Raw genomic sequence first — 15850 nt, forward strand, 5'->3', positions numbered from 1 at the left:
TAGCGGGCCATTTCTAGGCGTCGGGCGGGGTCAGCGCGGTGGTGGAGCGTTCGTGCGTCGCGCGCCAGTTTTCGGGACGGACAAAGTCGCCCTGCCAGATGCCCCGCCGTTTCGCCTGCGCCTCGGCTTCCTCGACCATATAGGCGTCGCTGGTTGCCACCGCCCATCCGAGCCGCGTCATTTCGGCGCCGAGATCGATGCCGTCGGGGAAGGCGGTGGTGCGGCACGCGGCGAGCGTGCGATCGTAACGATCCTTTGCCGCGACCTCGCAATGGAGCGGCCCGCGGCCCGCGAGTTTTTCGAGCGCGGTGCGTGCTTCGCGCCCGCAGGGCCAGCGCGTTGCGCCGCGCGCGCAATCCTGCCGATATTCGACCGCGTCGATGCCGGTCAGGCGGATCGTCAGCGGCGCGTCGTCCTGCCGCACCGTCAGGCTGTCGCCGTCGATCACATGGACAAGCGGCACGGTCAGCGCGGGTGCTGGCAACCACACCCATGCGACAAAGGCGAACCCGGCGAGGAGCAGTAGTGCGAGCAGCGACCGGAAGCGCCGCCGCCAGCGCAGCCGCGCGAGCGAGGAGGAGCCTGAAACCATCGGATCCCGCCTGACTCGATGGGGGCGGCTTGGCAAGGGTGAATTAGTGATTGACGATGAGAACAAATCATGTCCAAAATGGACCTATTCCATCACGGCCGGTGCACGCCGACTCATGCCAATATCAAGCTTGGGTCCGGATTGGCGGCAAACGGGAGCGAACAAAAGGTGAATACCGCCGAAATGACGGCATGCTTACGCCAGGATGGAGCGATGGGGGACATATAGCATGATGGGCCAGGTGATGCAGACGCTCGATACATTGGCAACCGCGCCCGGCGGTTTCGGTGCAGGCCGTGCGGACCCGCCCGCGACGATCGGCGGAGCAATCCCCGACGGTGGGGCGTCGCCGCTTTTGTTCGTGGGGTCAGCGGCCGATTGGCCCGACACGGCTTCGCTCGCCGAAGTGCGCCTCGTCAGAACGCTCCCTCCATTGCGGGCGGCGGACTATATCCGGAAAACGGCGACACTGGACATTATCTGGCTCGCCGCCGCGGAGACGATCGAAGGTGAAACGCTCGGCGACATATGCGCGGCCGCGGGCGAGCGGGGTTGCAGCCTCATATGCGAAACCACACTGGTTGCGCTCGATCGGCTCGTGGCGGCGATACCGGCTGCGCTCGACGTCCAGTTCCTCGTCGACGCCGATCCGACCGACCGGCTCGTCGCCCTGGCGGCAGCAAGACGGACGCGGCATGGCATCCTCCACGACATCGCGCGCGACGATGCGATGGAGCGGATCGACCGGCTGCAGGAAGAGGTCGCGCGCATTTCGCGCCTGCTCGGCGACCTCGCCGGCCAGCGGGGCGGGCTTCCCGGCACCCCCATAGGTTTCGCATCGCGGGCCGAGGAGCTGACCGACTATGTGGGACAGGTCCGCGCGCCGGCGCGCGACTTTGCCGCGATGCCGCGCAGCTTCATTCCCGAAGAGCGTACGCTCGACCGGCAGCGCGCCAAGGCGGTGCGGCGGATGCTGCGCCAACGGCGGATGCGCGAGCAATATTTCCCCGCCGACCTGTTCGCCGATCCGGCATGGGACATGTTGCTCGATCTCTATGCCGCGCGGCTCGAGCGCCAGCCGGTGTCGGTGTCGAGCCTGTGCATCGCCGCCGCGGTCCCCGCGACGACGGCGCTGCGCTGGATCAAAACGATGACCGACGCGGGCCTGTTCCTGCGCGAAGACGACCCGCACGATGGCCGCCGCATCTTCATCGCGCTCGCCGAAGGTGCCTCAGACGCGCTCGGCCGTTATTTCGAGGCGCTCGAGGAATAGGCGAAGAATGGGCATGGCCCGCGCCGATTGGCGCGGGTAGGTTTCGGGCATGAAGGATGCCGTCGAAGTGGTCGTGAACGACCGGATGCAGCAGGGGTATCGCTATTTGCGCACGGCCCCGATGGGGGAGGCGTTCGATCCCGGTTTCGAGCCCGAACTCACGCCCGCCGAGATGCTGGAACTCGGGGTGTTCTGCGGCAAATATATGACCGACTGCACCGCCGAATTCCCGGAAAGCTGGTTCAAAAACGCGAAGCTTTCACCCGAACGGGCGGACTGCTCGCTCAACTATTTCGGCATCCGCGCGAGTGTTTCCTTGCGTGTCTGGGTCCAGAAAGGCTGGATCCATCCCGATGATCCGCGCGGCTGGTTCCAATGGTATTGCCGCTATTATTCGGGACGGCGGATGCCGGGCGAGGACCATCGCCAGATCGCGCGGTGGCGCGCGTTCCGGCGCCACGCCGCGCAAGTGCGCAAGCATTGCGAACCGGGCGATCCCTTTTGCCGGCCGAAACAGCGGCAGGCGCTGCTGCAATGGGCGTACGACAGCCGGGATATCTAGCTCCGAAACCGGGCCATTTCCCTTCATCGCGGGGCGCACTATGTAAGCGCCCACTTCAACGGAGTTTTCTGCCGATGCCGATTATGGCCGCCCGCGTTTATCATGACGGCAAGCTTGTCCGCGACATCGGCCCCGACGAAGCGATTCCCGAAGATTGCGACAATGGCGATTTCTTCTGGCTTGGCCTTTACGAGCCGACGCCGGGCGAGCTCGAAGGCATCGCGAAACGCTTTGGCCTCCATCCGCTCGCGGTCGAGGATGCGCTGAAGGCGAACCAGCTGCCGAAAGTCGAGGCCTATGGCGACCAGCTGTTCGTGGTGACCCGCACCGCCAACCTCGACGCCGATATGATCCATCCGGGCGAAACCGCCTTTTTCCTCGGCCCTCATTTCTTCGTCAGCGTCCGTCACGGGTCGGCGCGCACGCACACCGACATCCGCGCACGCCTCGAAACCTTGCCCGGCAAGCTGGCCCACGGTCCCGATTATGTCCTCTATGCGGTGCTCGATTTCATCGTCGATGGCTATTTCCCCGTTATCGACGCAATCGAGGACCGGATGCTGACGGTCGAGGAAAGCGTGATGGACACGCCGCTCGACGCCGCCGAAATCCGGCATCTCTATTCGCAGCGGCACGAGATCATCCGCTTTCAGCGCCTCGTCGGGATGATGAAGGAAGTCGCCGGTCGGCTCGCGACCGACGATGATCTTCCCAATGTCGATCCCGCGGTGCGTCCTTTCTTCCGCGACATCTGGGACCATGTGCAGCGCGCCGAGTTCCGCCTGACCGGACTGCGCGATATTGCTGCGTCGGTGATCGAAACCAATGGCATGCTCGAACAGCAGCGCCAGGGCGTCATCACGCGCCAGCTCGCCGCCTGGGCGGCGATCCTGGCCGTGCCGACCGCGATTGCCGGCATCTATGGCATGAATTTCGAACATATGCCCGAACTCGGCTGGACCTTTGGTTATCCGATGGTCGTCGGCACGATCGCGGTGATCTGCGCGCTCCTCTTCTGGCGGTTCAAACGCATCGGCTGGCTCTGACTCGCGCGTCTTGCTTGCCAGCGGTGGCGGCTTGTGGCAGGGCGCACGTCCCGCTGATGGCGACATCAGGGGCGCTTAGCTCAGTTGGTAGAGCATCTCGTTTACACCGAGAGGGTCGGCGGTTCGAGCCCGTCAGCGCCCACCACGAACCTTCCTTGTCATCGCGCGTTGCGCCTTTACCGCCGATGATGGCGTGAAAGGAAATCCGATGCCGTGCGAACTCAAAGGCTCGTGCCGGTGCGGCGCGATACGCTTTTCGATGCAGAGCCACACGCCCGTGCCGTACGAGCTTTGCTATTGCTCGATTTGCCGGAAACAGCAGGGTGGCGGGGGCTATGCGATCAACCTCGGTGCGGACGCGCGGTCGCTGAAGGTCGAGGGCGAGGAGAATCTGGGCCTCTATCGCGCGCGGATCGAAGATGACGAGCATGGCCGGTGCGAGGTTTCGAGCGGCGAACGACGGTTCTGCCGCTTATGCGGGTCGGCGCTGTGGCTCTATGACCCGACTTGGCCCGACCTCATCCATCCCTTTGCGAGCGCGATCGATTCGCCGCTGCCGGTGCCGCCATCGCGCGTCCATCTGATGCTCAAATATAAGGCGGATTGGGTCGAACCCGGCATCGGGCCCGACGATGCGGCGTTCGATCTCTATCCCGAAAAATCGATCGAGGAATGGCATAGGGACGCGGGCGTCTGGGTCGCTTGATCTCGCCGCCGATGGGGTTAAGGGACGCCTATTCGAAAAAGGTCGCTGCCATGAAATATCTGCTTTCCGCTCTTGTCCCCGCTCTGCTCGCTTTTGCTCCGCCGGCGTTCGCCGCGCCGAAACAGGGCGATGTCGTCATCCGCCATGTGACGATCGTCGATGTCGAGGCGGCGAAGACGATCGCTGGGCAGGCGGTGGTGCTGAAGGGCGACGATATCGTCGCGGTCGGCGCCGATGCGGTCATCGCAAAGGACTGGCACGCGGCGCGGACGATCGAGGGCAAGGGAGGCTATCTGATCCCCGGCCTGTGGGACATGCACGTCCATTTCGGTGGCGGGCCCGAGCTGATCGAAGAGAATAAGGCTTTGCTGCCGCTCTATGTCGCGAACGGCATCACGACGATCCGCGACTGTTCGGGAGATCTGCCCGAGCAGGTGCTCGCCTGGCGCGGCGAGATTGCGGCGGGCAGCCTGTTCGGGCCGCGGCTGCTGACGTCGGGGGCAAAGATCGAGGGGATCGCGCCGGTCTGGAAAGGGACGATCGAGGTCGGCAGCACCGCCGATGTCGACGCCGCGCTCGATCGGCTGAAAAACCGCGACAAGGTCGATTTCGTCAAGATTACCGACAGCACGCTGAAACCCGAACTGTTTCTCTATGCGTTGACCAAGGCCAAGGCGCTTGGGCTGCGCACGTCGGGGCATATCCCGATGGCGCTGACGGTCGATCAGGCGGTCGACGCCGGGATCAGCTCGATCGAGCATCTCGACTATGCCTATAACGCCGGGGCGAAGGATGAGGCCGCGATCGCCGCCGATTTCGCCGCGAAGCGCATCGACCGCGCCGAAGCGAACCGCCGGCTCGATGCCGGTTTCGACCGCGACACCGCGATGGCTGCATACCGCCGCTTCGCCGCGAAGGGCGTGTTCGTCACCCCGACGCTGAACGGCAGCCGCATCATCGCCTATCTCGACCGCGACGATCATTCGAAGGATGCGGGCCTCGCCTATATCGGGCCCAAGCTGCGCAAGACCTATGACTGGCGGATCGAGCGCGCGGCGAAGGCCGACGCCGCGGCCATCGCGGCGCGCCACAAGCAGATCGAGGATATCGCGACGATCCTGCCGATGCTCGCCGAAGCCGGCGTGCCGATCATCGCGGGGACCGACGCGGGTTTCCTCAACAGCTTCAACTATCCGGGTTTTGGGCTGCACGACGAGATCGAGCTGTTCCAGCAGAAGGGACTGACCCCGGCGCAGGCGCTCGCCTCGGCAACGCGCGCGGGTCCGGCGTGGTTCGGCCAGCTTGATCGTTACGGCGCGATCAAGCCCGGCATGGCTGCCGATCTGGTGTTGCTGACGAAGAATCCGCTCGAGGATATCGCCGCGACGCGCGCCATCGACACGGTGGTGATGCGCGGGACGGTTCAGGATCGCGCGGCGCTCGACAAGATGCTGGCCGATTCGCGCGCGAAGGTTACGGCGTGGAATGCCGGGGCGGCCAAGCCCTAAGGAGTGATGGCGCGCGCCGCTTGCCGGGCGCGCCAGACGCTCCAAAGGGTGAACAGCCCCATCGCGGCCCAGATGACATTGAGGACCGCCGACGGGATCGCGCCATTATAACCCGAATTGACGATGAAGCCGCCCGCGCCGACGACATTCATCCACTGATAGAGATAGCTGCGTCCGTCGAGCCTGCCGAGCGACAGCAGGATATAGGCGGCGAGGATGATTGCGGCGGCCGCCCAGCCGATGATTTCGATGACGATGACTTCGGCGCTCATGCGCTTCCTCTCCAAATGAAAACGCCCGCCCCGGTGAGGGGGCGGGCGCTTTTAGCATCAGCTGTCTGCGGCGTCAGGCCGCAAGCTTGCGCAGCACATAATGCAGGATGCCGCCGTTCATATAATATTCGACCTCGTTCGCCGTATCGATGCGGCAGAGCGTGTCGAAGCTGAACGTCGAACCGTCGGCGCGGGTAACATTCACCGTGACCGTCTGGCGCGGCTTGAGGTCGGCGACGCCGGTGATGGTGAAGGTGTCGTCGCCGGTCAGGCCGAGCGTCTCGCGCGTGTCGCCGTCCTGGAACTGCAGCGGCAGCACGCCCATGCCGACGAGGTTCGAGCGGTGGATGCGCTCGAAGCTCTCGACGATGACGGTGCGGACGCCGAGCAGGTTCGTGCCCTTTGCCGCCCAGTCGCGCGACGAGCCGGTGCCATATTCCTTGCCGGCGATGACGACGAGCGGGGTACCGTCGGCCTTGTGGCGCATTGCGGCGTCATAGATCGGCATGACCTCGGCGCCATAGCGCGACATGCCGCCCTCGATGCCGGGGACCATTTCATTCTTGATGCGGATGTTGGCGAAGGTGCCGCGCATCATGACGTCGTGGTGGCCGCGGCGGGCGCCGTAGCTGTTGAAGTCGGCCTTGCTGACCTGATGTTCCATCAGCCACTTGCCGGCCGGCGAGTCGGCCTTGATCGAGCCCGCGGGCGAGATGTGGTCGGTGGTGATCGAGTCGCCGAGGATCGCGAGCGGCTTGGCGTCGATGATGTCTTTCACCGGTGCCGGGGTCATCGTCATGCCCTCGAAATAGGGCGGGTTGGCGACATAGGTCGAGCCGGCGCGCCACTGATAGGTGTCGCTGCCTTCGACCTCGATCTTCTGCCAATGCTCGTCGCCCTTGTAGACATGCGCGTAGCGCGCGACGAACATGTCGCGGTCGACCGCGCCCGCCACCGCATCGGCGACTTCGAGATTGGTCGGCCAGATGTCGGCGAGGAAGACGTCCTTGCCCTGCTGGTCCTGCCCGATCGGGGTGGTGGTGAAGTCCTCGATCACCGTGCCCTTCAGCGCGTACGCCACCACGAGCGGCGGCGAGGCGAGGAAGTTCGCGCGCACGTCGGGCGACACGCGGCCTTCGAAGTTGCGGTTGCCCGAGATCACCGCCGCGGCGACGAGGCCATTCTCGTTGATCGCCTTCGAAATCGGTTCGGCGAGCGGGCCCGAGTTGCCGATGCACGTCGTGCAGCCGTAACCGACGAGGTTGAAGCCGATATTGTCGAGATGCTTCTGCAGCCCGGCCTTTTCGAGATAGTCGGTGACAACCTGCGATCCCGGGGCGAGCGATGTCTTGACCCACGGCTTGGGCTTCAGCCCGAGTGCGTCGGCCTTTTTCGCGACCAGACCCGCGGCGACGAGGACGCCGGGGTTTGAGGTGTTGGTGCAGCTGGTGATCGCAGCGATGGTCACGTCGCCGTCGCCGATGTCGAAATCCTCGCCCTCTACGGCCACGCGAGTCTGCGCCTTTTTATAGGTGTTGACCATGTCGGCGTTGAACACATCGTCGACGTCGGGGAGCGAGACGCGGTCCTGCGGGCGCTTCGGTCCGGCGAGCGACGGCACGACGGTACCGAGGTCGAGTTCGAGCGTGTCGGTGAAAATCGGGTCGGCGGCGCCCTCGACGATCCACAGCCCCTGCGCCTTGGCATAGGCTTCGACCAGCGCGATATTTTCGTCGCTGCGGCCGGTCAGGCGCATATAATCGAGCGTCTTGTCGTCGACGCCGAAGAAGCCGCACGTCGCGCCATATTCGGGCGCCATATTCGCGAGCGTCGCACGATCCGCGAGGCTCAGCGAGGCGAGTCCGGGGCCGAAATATTCGACGAAGCGGCCGACGACGCCCTTGGCGCGCAGCATCTGCGTCGCAGTGAGCACGAGGTCGGTCGCGGTGACGCCTTCCTTCAGCTTGCCGGTGAATTTGAAGCCGACGACCTCGGGGATGAGCATCGACACGGGCTGGCCGAGCATCGCGGCCTCGGCCTCGATCCCGCCGACGCCCCAGCCGAGCACGCCGAGCCCGTTGATCATCGTCGTGTGGCTGTCGGTGCCGACGCAGGTGTCGGGATAGGCGACGGTTTCACCCGAAGCGTCGTCGCTCGACCACACCGCCTGCGCGATATGCTCGAGATTGACCTGGTGGCAGATGCCGGTGCCCGGGGGCACCGCCTTGAAGTTCGACAGCGACTTCGATCCCCATTTCAGGAAGTCGTAGCGTTCGCCGTTGCGATAATATTCGATTTCGACATTCTGCTCGAACGCCTTCGGATGGCCGAATTCGTCGACCATCACCGAGTGGTCAATGACGAGATGGACGGGGACGAGCGGGTTGATCTTCGTCGTGTCGCCGCCGAGCGTCGCGATCGCATCGCGCATCGCGGCAAGGTCGACGACGCAGGGAACGCCGGTGAAATCCTGCAGCAGCACGCGCGCCGGGCGATACTGTATCTCGCGGTTCGAATGCGGGTCCTTTTGCCAGTCGACCAGCGCCTGCACATCATCCTTCGACACGGTGAAGCCGCCATCCTCGAAACGCAGCAGATTTTCGAGCAGCACCTTCATCGAGAAGGGCAGCCGCGACACGTCGCCGAGCTTTGCCGCGGCCTTGTCGAGCGAATAATAAGCGTAATTCTTGCCGCCGACGCTCAGCGTCGAGCGGGTTCCAAGCGTGTCGTTGCCCGTGGTCGTCATAGGATTGCAGTCCCCATGTTGGCGCGGCGGGGAATGACTGTCCGATGGCGAAGCGGGAGAGCGGGGCCAACGGGAGTCGCACGCGCGGGTTTATGTTGGCGCCGCCTTACGCCGAGGGTGGGGAAATGCAAGGGGGTGGGCGGCGGCTATCGCGGCAGGACCACCTCGACGCGGCGATTCCGTGCGCGGCCGGCGGCTTCATCCTTTCCGTCGGCGGTTTGATTTGCCGCGATCGGGTCGGTTTCGCCCTTGCCCGACACGCGGAACGCGCGCTGGCGCACCCCGACCTGGCTCGCGAACCAGTCGGCGACGGTGCGCGCCCGCTTTTCGGACAGGCGCAGGTTATAGGCGTCGTCGCCCTTGGCGTCGCTATGGCCGATCACTTCGATGGCGCCCGGCGGCGCCTTGCGGACCAGTTCGGCCGCCTTTTGCAACTCGGCCTCCGCACCGGGGGTCAGATCGGCCTTGTCGAATTCGAACAGCGCATCGGCGGGCAGGTCGACGATCGTGGCGGTGTCGGTGACGCGAATGTTCAGCCCGCTGACGTCGCCTTTCAGGTCACTGACCGTTCCCGTCATCGCGCTTCCCGGTCCGCCCCCGGCGGTGGGTTGTGCGTCGGCTGCGACGGGGGCGGAGGTCGTCCCGGCCCCCGTAGCCGCATCGCCGGCAGGGGCATCGCCGCCGCCGCCCGGTGAACAGGCGGCGAGCAGCGCGGCGCCGATCGACAGCGAGGCAAGACGCATCATCGCGTGACCGGTATCCCGTCGAACGGGCCGACTTTCGGGAGGTTGATCGACACGGTCTTGCTGGTCGCGGGCGGCGCGGGGAATTTGGCCCAGATCACGCCGGGCTTGATCTCGCATTCGGTGTTCAGGCTGTTTCCGCCGACGTTCGACGCCATCCATTCGCCGGCATTGTCCTTGAGCACGCCCAGCCGTTGCGACGTGGCATCGTCGATCACGCTGATCTTTTGCACGTCGAAGGATTCGCTGTTGATCTTCTCGTCGCTCGAGCAGCGCAGCGTCACGGTCAATATGTCGCCGGTGACTGCAACTTTCATCAGGTCGACCTGCGATCCGTCAGGTCCCGGCTGGCTCTGGATTGCAACTTGCGCGGGCATGCGTGCGACGGGGGCTTCGTCCTGCGGCGCGGTGACCGCTTCGCGCGTGACGCCCGACTCGGGCGCGGCCGCCGTGTCCGGGGTCGACGGCGCCTCGCTGACGTCGCAGCCCGCGAGCGCGATTCCGGTCACAGCAAGGAAAGTAACATGCAGAATATTCACCGATAAATCTCCGTCCCTATTTGGATAGGGGACCTACGTTTTACCAAGGCGAGGGTTCCCGGCGAGTGATACGTGCCCGGCGTTAGGGGCTAGCCATCGCGGCTGCCCGCTGTCAGGCTCGGGTGCCACGGGCTGGAAATGGGGGTGCGGTGCATGCGAAGGATGATGATGGCGGCGATGGCTGCGATGGCGGCGGGGCTGGTCGCCGCGCCAGCAGCGGCGCGCGAGACGGACAAGGTGCTCATGTCCGAGCACCCCCAGGGACGCGCATTTCAGGAAGCGGTGGGCTATGCCGATGCGGTGATCGCGGGCGATACCATTTATCTGTCGGGCGTGGTCGCGGGAATGGCAAAGGGCGAGACCGACCTCGCGGCCGGATATGATCGCGCCTTCAAGGGGATCGCCGCGACGCTGGCGCGCGCGGGGGCGAGCTGGGACGATGTCGTCGATATCACGACCTTTCACACCGACCTCGCCGCGCACATCGACGGCTTTGCGGCGGTGAAGAACAAATATGTGAAGGCCCCCTTTCCGGCGTGGACCGCGATCGGCGTGTCGCGGCTGTACGAGCCGACCGCAGTGGTCGAGATCAAGGTGGTGGCGGTGAAGCCCCGGAAATAGCCCGGCGGCTCAGCTTCCGCCCGCGGCGAGGCGCACCGGCTTGGGGGTGAAGGTGCGGACGCGGTTGCGGCCCGTGCGTTTGGCTTCGTAGAGCGCCTGGTCGGCCTCCTGCATCAAGGCCGAGAGCGTCGTGCCGGGGGCGCCGATCGCGAGGCCGATGCTGGTCGTCGGGCAGAGCTGTTCCGGGATGCGGTCGGCGCACGCGGCCTGCAGCCCGACGCGGACCGCCTCGGCGAGCTGGCGCGCGGCCTCGATGCTCGCGCCGGGGACGAGCAGCGCGAATTCCTCGCCGCCGATGCGGCCCGCGATCATGCCGGCGGGGCCGATGGCGCGGACATGCGCGCCGAACGCGGCGATGATCGCGTCGCCGACCGCGTGGCCGTGATTGTCGTTGACCCGTTTGAAATGGTCGAGGTCGGCGATCATCAGCGCGACGGGGGCATGCTCGTCGATGCAGCGGCGGAGCGCCGCACCCGCCTGCGCCTCGAACCCGCGGCGGTTGAGCAGACCCGACAGATTGTCGTCGTCGGCCTCGCGGCGGAGCTCGGCGATCTGGTCGATTGCGACCGCGACCATCAGGCTGATCGCCGCGACGATCGACACCATCGCCTGGCTGAACTGGACGGTGGTCCAGTAAACCGACTGCTGGAAGCCGACATAATTGTCGAAGCCGCCGACGAGCGAGAGCAGCACGATCGGGCGGACGATGAGATTGAGCGCCGAGATCGCCGCGACCCAGAACAGCACGCGGTCGATGAGATAGGGCTTTTCGATCGGCCAGAGCGACTTGACGATCATCGCGGCGATGAGGCCCGCGCCGGTGCTGATCGACAGGATGCGCGCGGCGATGCTTGGCTGGACGAGCAGGAACCAGGTGAAGACGGAGATCGAGATCGCGGTCGTTACCGCCATTGCGCGCCAGGGGATCGGCAGGCCGTAGCGCTTGATGATCGCCGCGGCGAAGAGCACGCCGGTGGCGAGAAAGCCAAGATTGGCGGGCAGGCGCTGCAATTCCATCGGCAGCACCGGACCGACGTCCTGGATCATGAAGGCGATCGCCGACGCGGTATAGGCGCCCGCCGCATAGGCGACATAGCGTTCGCGGCGGTTCAGCCAGAGCAGGAAAAAGGCAGTGGCGAACAGCAGGCCGATGCCCGGGTTGAGCAGCGAGATGAAAAATTGTCCGTTCACACTACCGCTTTCTGCCCCCGCCCCCTGGGGTAGCAGCGCCTTGGATAACGAATTGTTACTTTTCGGGGAGTTAAGTCACGGTAACGCCCCAGAACGGGACACTCAGGCGGTCCCGCGCACCACGAGATGGACGGGGATGCGGGTGCCGCTGCGCGTGCGTTCGTCATCCTCGAGCGCCATCGCGACGAGCGCTTCGCCCGCGGCATCGAGGTCGGGTTCGAGCGTGGTGAGCGCCGGGTCGGCGAGGGTGCCGGCGCGGATGCCGTCGAAGCCGATCAGCGCGACATCCTCGGGTACGCGGCGCCCCGCATCCTTCAGGCCCTGCAAGACGCCGAGCGCGAGCATGTCCGAGGCCGCGAAGATCGCGTCGGTGTCGGGGTGTGCCTCGAGTAGCGCCTGCACCGCGGCGACGCCCTGCGCGTGGCGGTCGGCGGCGGCGGGCGGCTCGGCGACGATCGCGGTCAGGCCGTGCGCCGCGAGCGCGGCCGAAAAGCCGTCGCGGCGTTCGTCGAACTGGCGCTGCGGCGACTGCTGCGGCCCGACGAAGGCAATACGGCGGCGGCCGGTCTTGATGAAATGTTCGGCCGCGAGCTGTCCGCCGATGTCGTTTTCGCTGCGCATCCAGTGGAACGGGCTGCCGGGGCTGCCCCAGCAGACGAAGTCGAGCCCCGACGCCTGCGCCTGCGCGAAATAGTCCCACGCCGGGCGGTTGCTGGTCGTGCCAATGACGATCATCGCGTCGGCGAGGCCGGAGGCCACGAAATCGGCGCGGAAATTGTCGGGATTTTCCTGGAACGAGACGAGCAGGTTGAACCCGCGTGCCGAGGTTGCAGCGGCGATGCTTCCGAGCAGCGCGAAATAAAAGGGGTTGATCGCGCTGCGGTCCTCGCCGGGGCGGCAGATGGTGACGAGCGCGATCGTCTCGCTGCTCTTGAGGCGCAGTGACGAGGCGTGGCGGTCGACGACATAGCCGAGTTCGCGCGCCGCGGCGGAGACGCGCGCGCGCGTTTCGGCGTTGACGCCGGGGCTGTTGCGGAGCGCACGCGAAACGGTCGATTGCGACACGCCGGCGCGCTCGGCAACGTCGAACGATGTGGGACGCAGCATCTTTCCGTTCACCTTGGCCTTCTCTCCCCCCCTTGCGCCGTCTCTCGCCGCGAGGGCGGGGCTTGTCAATCGGCGAGGCCGCCCGTCTCTTTCCGGAACGACGGTCTAAAGGCCGTCGAGCGCGAGGAGCGCGAAGCTGGCGAGCCAATGTTCGCCCATATAGTCGCCGGTGACGTGCGGGAGTGCGGCGGCGAGATGGCGCTGCGCCGCGGCTTCGGCAACGGGCGCGACGGGGTGGGCCGGGCCGAGTGCGGCGGCGATCGCGCGCCAGCTCCACGCGCGGCTGAGATTGAGGCCGTCGAGATGCGCGATCTTACCGTCGCTGCGGTCGGAGACGGTGGCGGGGGTGAAGAGCGTTGCGGGCTGCTGCTGTGCGGCGCGGGGGAGGAAGGCGTCGAACCAGCCGGAGAAATCGTCATCGAGGACGACGGTCATCAAATGCGCTTCGGTGAGCGCCGAGGAGAGGAATTCGTCGCCGCCAGGTTCCCACGCCTGACAGCCGCGGTCGCCGGCGAACCAGTCGCGGGCGCGGGTGTCGATCAGGCTGACAAGTGCGGGATCGCGGGTTTCGGCCCAGTGGCGCGTTAGGAGGAGTGCGAAGGCGATGTTGAAATGGGTGCCGACGCGCAGCGGATAGGTGAGCTTGGGCAGGAAGGCGTGGAAGCGTGCAGCGAAGGCGGTGGCGAGCGGTTCGAGCGCCGCCGCCCACGACGCGTCGTGGCGTGTCGCCTCGGCGTGGAGCGCGAGGAGCCAAGCCCAGCCATAGGGGCGCTCGAAGCCCGCCGACATCGGGCGGCCCAGGAAGGCAAGCTCGCCCGCGACCTTTTCAGGGACGAGCATCGCATCGGCGCGGGCGCGGATGTTGGCGGCGACGGGCAGGTCGGGGAAGCGGCGCGCTAGGCGGAGGATCTGCCACCAGCCGTGGACGCAGCTGTGCCAGTCGAAACTGCCGTGGAAGATCGGATGATGCTCGCGCGGGGGCTTTGCGTCCTCGGGGCCGTTCAGGACGAGGTCCATCTTGTACGGATATTCGCGGCCGAGGTGCGAGAGGGTCGCGGCGGCGAAGCGGGTGGCGTGTTCGGGGGTGAGGTGGGTCATTCCCCTCGTTACCCGTTCGTGTCGAGCGAAGTCGAGACACCCGTCGTCAATGCGTGACCGAGGGGCATCTCGACTTCGCTCGATGCGAGCGGGGATTGGGAGGCCCACTTGGTCAGAATGCAAACAGCCAGATGAAGACGATGTTCACCGCGAGCAGGGGCAGCGCGGTGCCGATCTGCGCCTTGATCACGCCATAGGGATTTTTGAGCTCGAGCAAGGCGGCGGGGACCAGATTGAAGTTCGCCGCCATCGGGGTCATCAGCGTGCCGCAGAAGCCCGCGAGCATACCGATCGCCGCGACGACCGCGGGGTCGCCTTCATATTGCATGATGAGCAAGGGCATGCCGATCGCGGCGAGCATCACGGGAAAGGCCGCGAAGGCATTGCCCATCACCATGGTAAAAAAGGCCATGCCGAGGCCGTAGGCGAGCACCGCGCCGAACAGGCTGCCATGCGGGATCGCGGCGCCGATGAGGTCGCCGACGACCTCGCCGACGCCCGCGAGCGCGAAGACCGCGCCGAGGCTGGCGAGCATCTGCGGCAGGATCGCCGCCCAGCCAACGGCGTCGAGCAGGCGGCGGCCTTGCTGGAGTGGGAGGAGTGGCGACGGCTTCAAACGCGCCATGCCGACGGCAAGCGCGATCAGGACGCCGAGCGCTAGCGAGATGAGCGTCGCCTGCTTGGGGTCGGCGAGGCCGGGGAGCCATTTGAACAGAAAGGTGCCCGCGAGCGCGACCGCAGGGATGATCAGCGCGACGAGGAGCAGGAAGGGGCCATGGCGTGCGGCGCGTTCGGCCTGGATTTCGAGCGCGACATCGCCGCCGGGCGCACGGCCGATCTGGCCGGCGCCGGCGATCGCGACGAGCGCGAGAACAAGCAGGCCGTTGCCGAAGTCGCCGAGCCGGTCGCCCGCCAGCATCGAGACCGCAAGCAGGCCCCAGAAGGCCGCGTTGCCGAAGCGTTTCGGATTGCTGCGATCCCGAAGTCCGAGGAAGGCGAAGGCGGCGAAGGTCAGCCCTGCGAGCACATAAACGAAGCCGAGCGTGATCATGCGCCCGCCTCCTTCATCATTCGCTTTTCGAGGCGACGGAGGCGCAGGCCGTGGATCAGGAAGGCGGCGATTGCGGTCGGGATCGCCCAGAGCGAAAAGTGCAACGGCTCGATGATATAGCCATAGCCTTCGAGCACGCCCTTCATCAGCAGGATCGAGCCGATCGCAAGGAAGATATCTTCGCCGAAGAAGAGACCGACATTGTCGGTCGCGGCGGAGAAGGCTTTCACTTCCTCGCGCTGGTCGTCGGTGAGCGCGTCGTTCTTCGCTTCGGCGGCGGCCTCGGCCATCGGGGCGACGAGCGGGCGGACGGTCTGCGGATGCCCCGCGACCGAGGTGAGGCCGACCGCGGCCATCGCCTGGCGGAGCAGCAGATAGGAGGTGAGGAGGCGGCCGAGCGTCGCACCCTTCATCCGGCCGATCAGCGTGCGGGCGTGTTGTTGCAGCCCATAGGCTTCGAGCAGGCCGATGACGGGGAGCACGATCCAGACGATCGAGACATAACGCGTGTCGTTGAACGCCTTCCCGAAGGCGGCGATGATCGCGGCGATGTCGAGTCCTGCGGCGAGGCCGGTCGCGAGCGCGGAGGCCATGATCACGAGCAGCGGATTGAAGCGGAGCAGGAAGCCCGCGATGATGATCAGGGTGCCGATCAGCACGAGCATGATTATTTTCCTCCCCCTAGATGGGGGAGGCAGTGAGACTTGGCAGCTTGCTGCCTAGTCGCAGCGGTGGGGGTGTGGTCTCGGCCTGAAGTGACGGCGCGAGGACGCGCCGTCACCCCCATCCAACTTC

General features: G+C 66.0%; 16 protein-coding genes and 1 tRNA gene. 7 read left to right on the plus strand and 10 right to left on the minus strand.

Annotation, left to right across the window (positions count from 1 at the left end; genetic code table 11):
- Positions 1-13 precede the first annotated feature (13 nt).
- Entirely contained in the window at positions 14-592 is a 579-nt protein-coding gene (locus tag ATE70_RS18020; protein ID WP_058539137.1) for a thermonuclease family protein, read from the minus strand.
- A 229-nt stretch (positions 593-821) separates the two neighbouring features.
- Between ATE70_RS18020 and ATE70_RS18025 the strand changes: the two genes are divergently transcribed.
- From ATE70_RS18025 to ATE70_RS18050, 6 genes are all read left to right on the plus strand, one after another.
- A complete protein-coding gene (locus tag ATE70_RS18025; RefSeq protein WP_231732767.1) occupies positions 822-1865 on the plus strand; it encodes a MarR family transcriptional regulator in 1044 nt (347 codons plus the stop codon).
- A 49-nt stretch (positions 1866-1914) separates the two neighbouring features.
- Positions 1915-2427, plus strand: coding sequence for a hypothetical protein (locus ATE70_RS18030; protein WP_058539138.1), 513 nt, complete (start codon positions 1915-1917; stop codon positions 2425-2427).
- A gap of 74 nt (positions 2428-2501) precedes the next feature.
- The gene (locus tag ATE70_RS18035; protein WP_058539139.1) at positions 2502-3473 is read left to right on the plus strand and encodes a magnesium and cobalt transport protein CorA; all 972 of its coding nucleotides are present in this window, start codon (positions 2502-2504) and stop codon (positions 3471-3473) included.
- A 69-nt stretch (positions 3474-3542) separates the two neighbouring features.
- Positions 3543-3618: transfer RNA gene (locus ATE70_RS18040), tRNA-Val, on the plus strand.
- 63 nt (positions 3619-3681) lie between these two features.
- On the plus strand, positions 3682-4179 hold the full coding sequence (locus ATE70_RS18045; RefSeq protein ID WP_058539140.1) for a GFA family protein: 498 nt from the start codon (positions 3682-3684) through the stop codon (positions 4177-4179).
- Between the two features lie 50 nt (positions 4180-4229).
- Positions 4230-5687, plus strand: a complete 1458-nt coding sequence (locus ATE70_RS18050) for an amidohydrolase family protein (RefSeq protein ID WP_058539141.1) — start codon at positions 4230-4232, stop codon at positions 5685-5687.
- On the opposite strand, the gene ATE70_RS18055 is transcribed toward ATE70_RS18050, so the two are convergent.
- From ATE70_RS18055 to ATE70_RS24935, 4 genes are all read right to left on the minus strand, one after another.
- Positions 5684-5959, minus strand: coding sequence for a CBU_0592 family membrane protein (locus ATE70_RS18055; RefSeq protein ID WP_058539142.1), 276 nt, complete (start codon positions 5957-5959; stop codon positions 5684-5686). The genes ATE70_RS18050 and ATE70_RS18055 overlap by 4 nt on opposite strands.
- A gap of 73 nt (positions 5960-6032) precedes the next feature.
- Entirely contained in the window at positions 6033-8705 is a 2673-nt protein-coding gene (gene acnA / locus ATE70_RS18060; RefSeq protein ID WP_058539143.1) for an aconitate hydratase AcnA, read from the minus strand.
- Between the two features lie 146 nt (positions 8706-8851).
- Positions 8852-9451 carry an OmpA family protein gene (locus tag ATE70_RS18065; protein WP_058539144.1) on the minus strand — a complete coding sequence of 200 codons (600 nt, stop codon included), beginning with the start codon at positions 9449-9451 and terminating at the stop codon, positions 8852-8854.
- The gene (locus tag ATE70_RS24935; RefSeq protein WP_058539145.1) at positions 9448-9987 is read right to left on the minus strand and encodes a hypothetical protein; all 540 of its coding nucleotides are present in this window, start codon (positions 9985-9987) and stop codon (positions 9448-9450) included. The genes ATE70_RS18065 and ATE70_RS24935 overlap by 4 nt, the downstream gene beginning before the upstream one ends.
- A 153-nt stretch (positions 9988-10140) precedes the next feature.
- On the opposite strand from ATE70_RS24935, the gene ATE70_RS18075 reads away from it, so the two are divergent.
- A complete protein-coding gene (locus ATE70_RS18075) occupies positions 10141-10608 on the plus strand; it encodes a RidA family protein (RefSeq protein WP_197411512.1) in 468 nt (155 codons plus the stop codon).
- A 9-nt stretch (positions 10609-10617) separates the two neighbouring features.
- Here the strand turns inward: ATE70_RS18075 and ATE70_RS18080 are convergent, their stop codons facing one another.
- The 5 genes from ATE70_RS18080 to ATE70_RS18100 all read right to left on the minus strand — a co-directional run bounded on the left by ATE70_RS18080 (position 10618) and on the right by ATE70_RS18100 (position 15720).
- Positions 10618-11799, minus strand: coding sequence for a GGDEF domain-containing protein (locus ATE70_RS18080; RefSeq protein ID WP_058539147.1), 1182 nt, complete (start codon positions 11797-11799; stop codon positions 10618-10620).
- Between the two features lie 102 nt (positions 11800-11901).
- Entirely contained in the window at positions 11902-12906 is a 1005-nt protein-coding gene (locus tag ATE70_RS18085) for a LacI family DNA-binding transcriptional regulator (protein ID WP_082639831.1), read from the minus strand.
- Between the two features lie 105 nt (positions 12907-13011).
- The gene (locus tag ATE70_RS18090; protein WP_058539149.1) at positions 13012-14004 is read right to left on the minus strand and encodes a DUF2891 domain-containing protein; all 993 of its coding nucleotides are present in this window, start codon (positions 14002-14004) and stop codon (positions 13012-13014) included.
- 112 nt (positions 14005-14116) lie between these two features.
- Entirely contained in the window at positions 14117-15055 is a 939-nt protein-coding gene (locus ATE70_RS18095) for a DUF979 domain-containing protein (protein ID WP_058539150.1), read from the minus strand.
- A complete protein-coding gene (locus tag ATE70_RS18100) occupies positions 15052-15720 on the minus strand; it encodes a DUF969 domain-containing protein (protein WP_058539151.1) in 669 nt (222 codons plus the stop codon). The genes ATE70_RS18095 and ATE70_RS18100 overlap by 4 nt, the downstream gene beginning before the upstream one ends.
- Positions 15721-15850: the final 130 nt, after the last annotated feature.

Source organism: Sphingopyxis sp. H053 (assembly GCF_001468225.1).
Classification (GTDB): domain Bacteria; phylum Pseudomonadota; class Alphaproteobacteria; order Sphingomonadales; family Sphingomonadaceae; genus Sphingopyxis.

Excerpts from the sequence above, each read along its gene's own strand:
- ATE70_RS18020 (WP_058539137.1), bottom strand. The coding sequence starts at position 592 with ATGGTTTCAGGCTCCTCCTCGCTCGCGCGGCTGCGCTGGCGGCGGCGC.
- ATE70_RS18025 (WP_231732767.1), top strand. The coding sequence starts at position 822 with ATGATGGGCCAGGTGATGCAGACGCTCGATACATTGGCAACCGCGCCC.
- ATE70_RS18030 (WP_058539138.1), top strand. The coding sequence starts at position 1,915 with ATGAAGGATGCCGTCGAAGTGGTCGTGAACGACCGGATGCAGCAGGGG.
- ATE70_RS18035 (WP_058539139.1), top strand. The coding sequence starts at position 2,502 with ATGCCGATTATGGCCGCCCGCGTTTATCATGACGGCAAGCTTGTCCGC.
- ATE70_RS18045 (WP_058539140.1), top strand. The coding sequence starts at position 3,682 with ATGCCGTGCGAACTCAAAGGCTCGTGCCGGTGCGGCGCGATACGCTTT.
- ATE70_RS18050 (WP_058539141.1), top strand. The coding sequence starts at position 4,230 with ATGAAATATCTGCTTTCCGCTCTTGTCCCCGCTCTGCTCGCTTTTGCT.
- ATE70_RS18055 (WP_058539142.1), bottom strand. The coding sequence starts at position 5,959 with ATGAGCGCCGAAGTCATCGTCATCGAAATCATCGGCTGGGCGGCCGCC.
- acnA (WP_058539143.1), bottom strand. The coding sequence starts at position 8,705 with ATGACGACCACGGGCAACGACACGCTTGGAACCCGCTCGACGCTGAGC.
- ATE70_RS18065 (WP_058539144.1), bottom strand. The coding sequence starts at position 9,451 with ATGATGCGTCTTGCCTCGCTGTCGATCGGCGCCGCGCTGCTCGCCGCC.
- ATE70_RS18075 (WP_197411512.1), top strand. The coding sequence starts at position 10,141 with ATGCGAAGGATGATGATGGCGGCGATGGCTGCGATGGCGGCGGGGCTG.
- ATE70_RS18085 (WP_082639831.1), bottom strand. The coding sequence starts at position 12,906 with ATGCTGCGTCCCACATCGTTCGACGTTGCCGAGCGCGCCGGCGTGTCG.
- ATE70_RS18090 (WP_058539149.1), bottom strand. The coding sequence starts at position 14,004 with ATGACCCACCTCACCCCCGAACACGCCACCCGCTTCGCCGCCGCGACC.
- ATE70_RS18095 (WP_058539150.1), bottom strand. The coding sequence starts at position 15,055 with ATGATCACGCTCGGCTTCGTTTATGTGCTCGCAGGGCTGACCTTCGCC.
- ATE70_RS18100 (WP_058539151.1), bottom strand. The coding sequence starts at position 15,720 with ATGCTCGTGCTGATCGGCACCCTGATCATCATCGCGGGCTTCCTGCTC.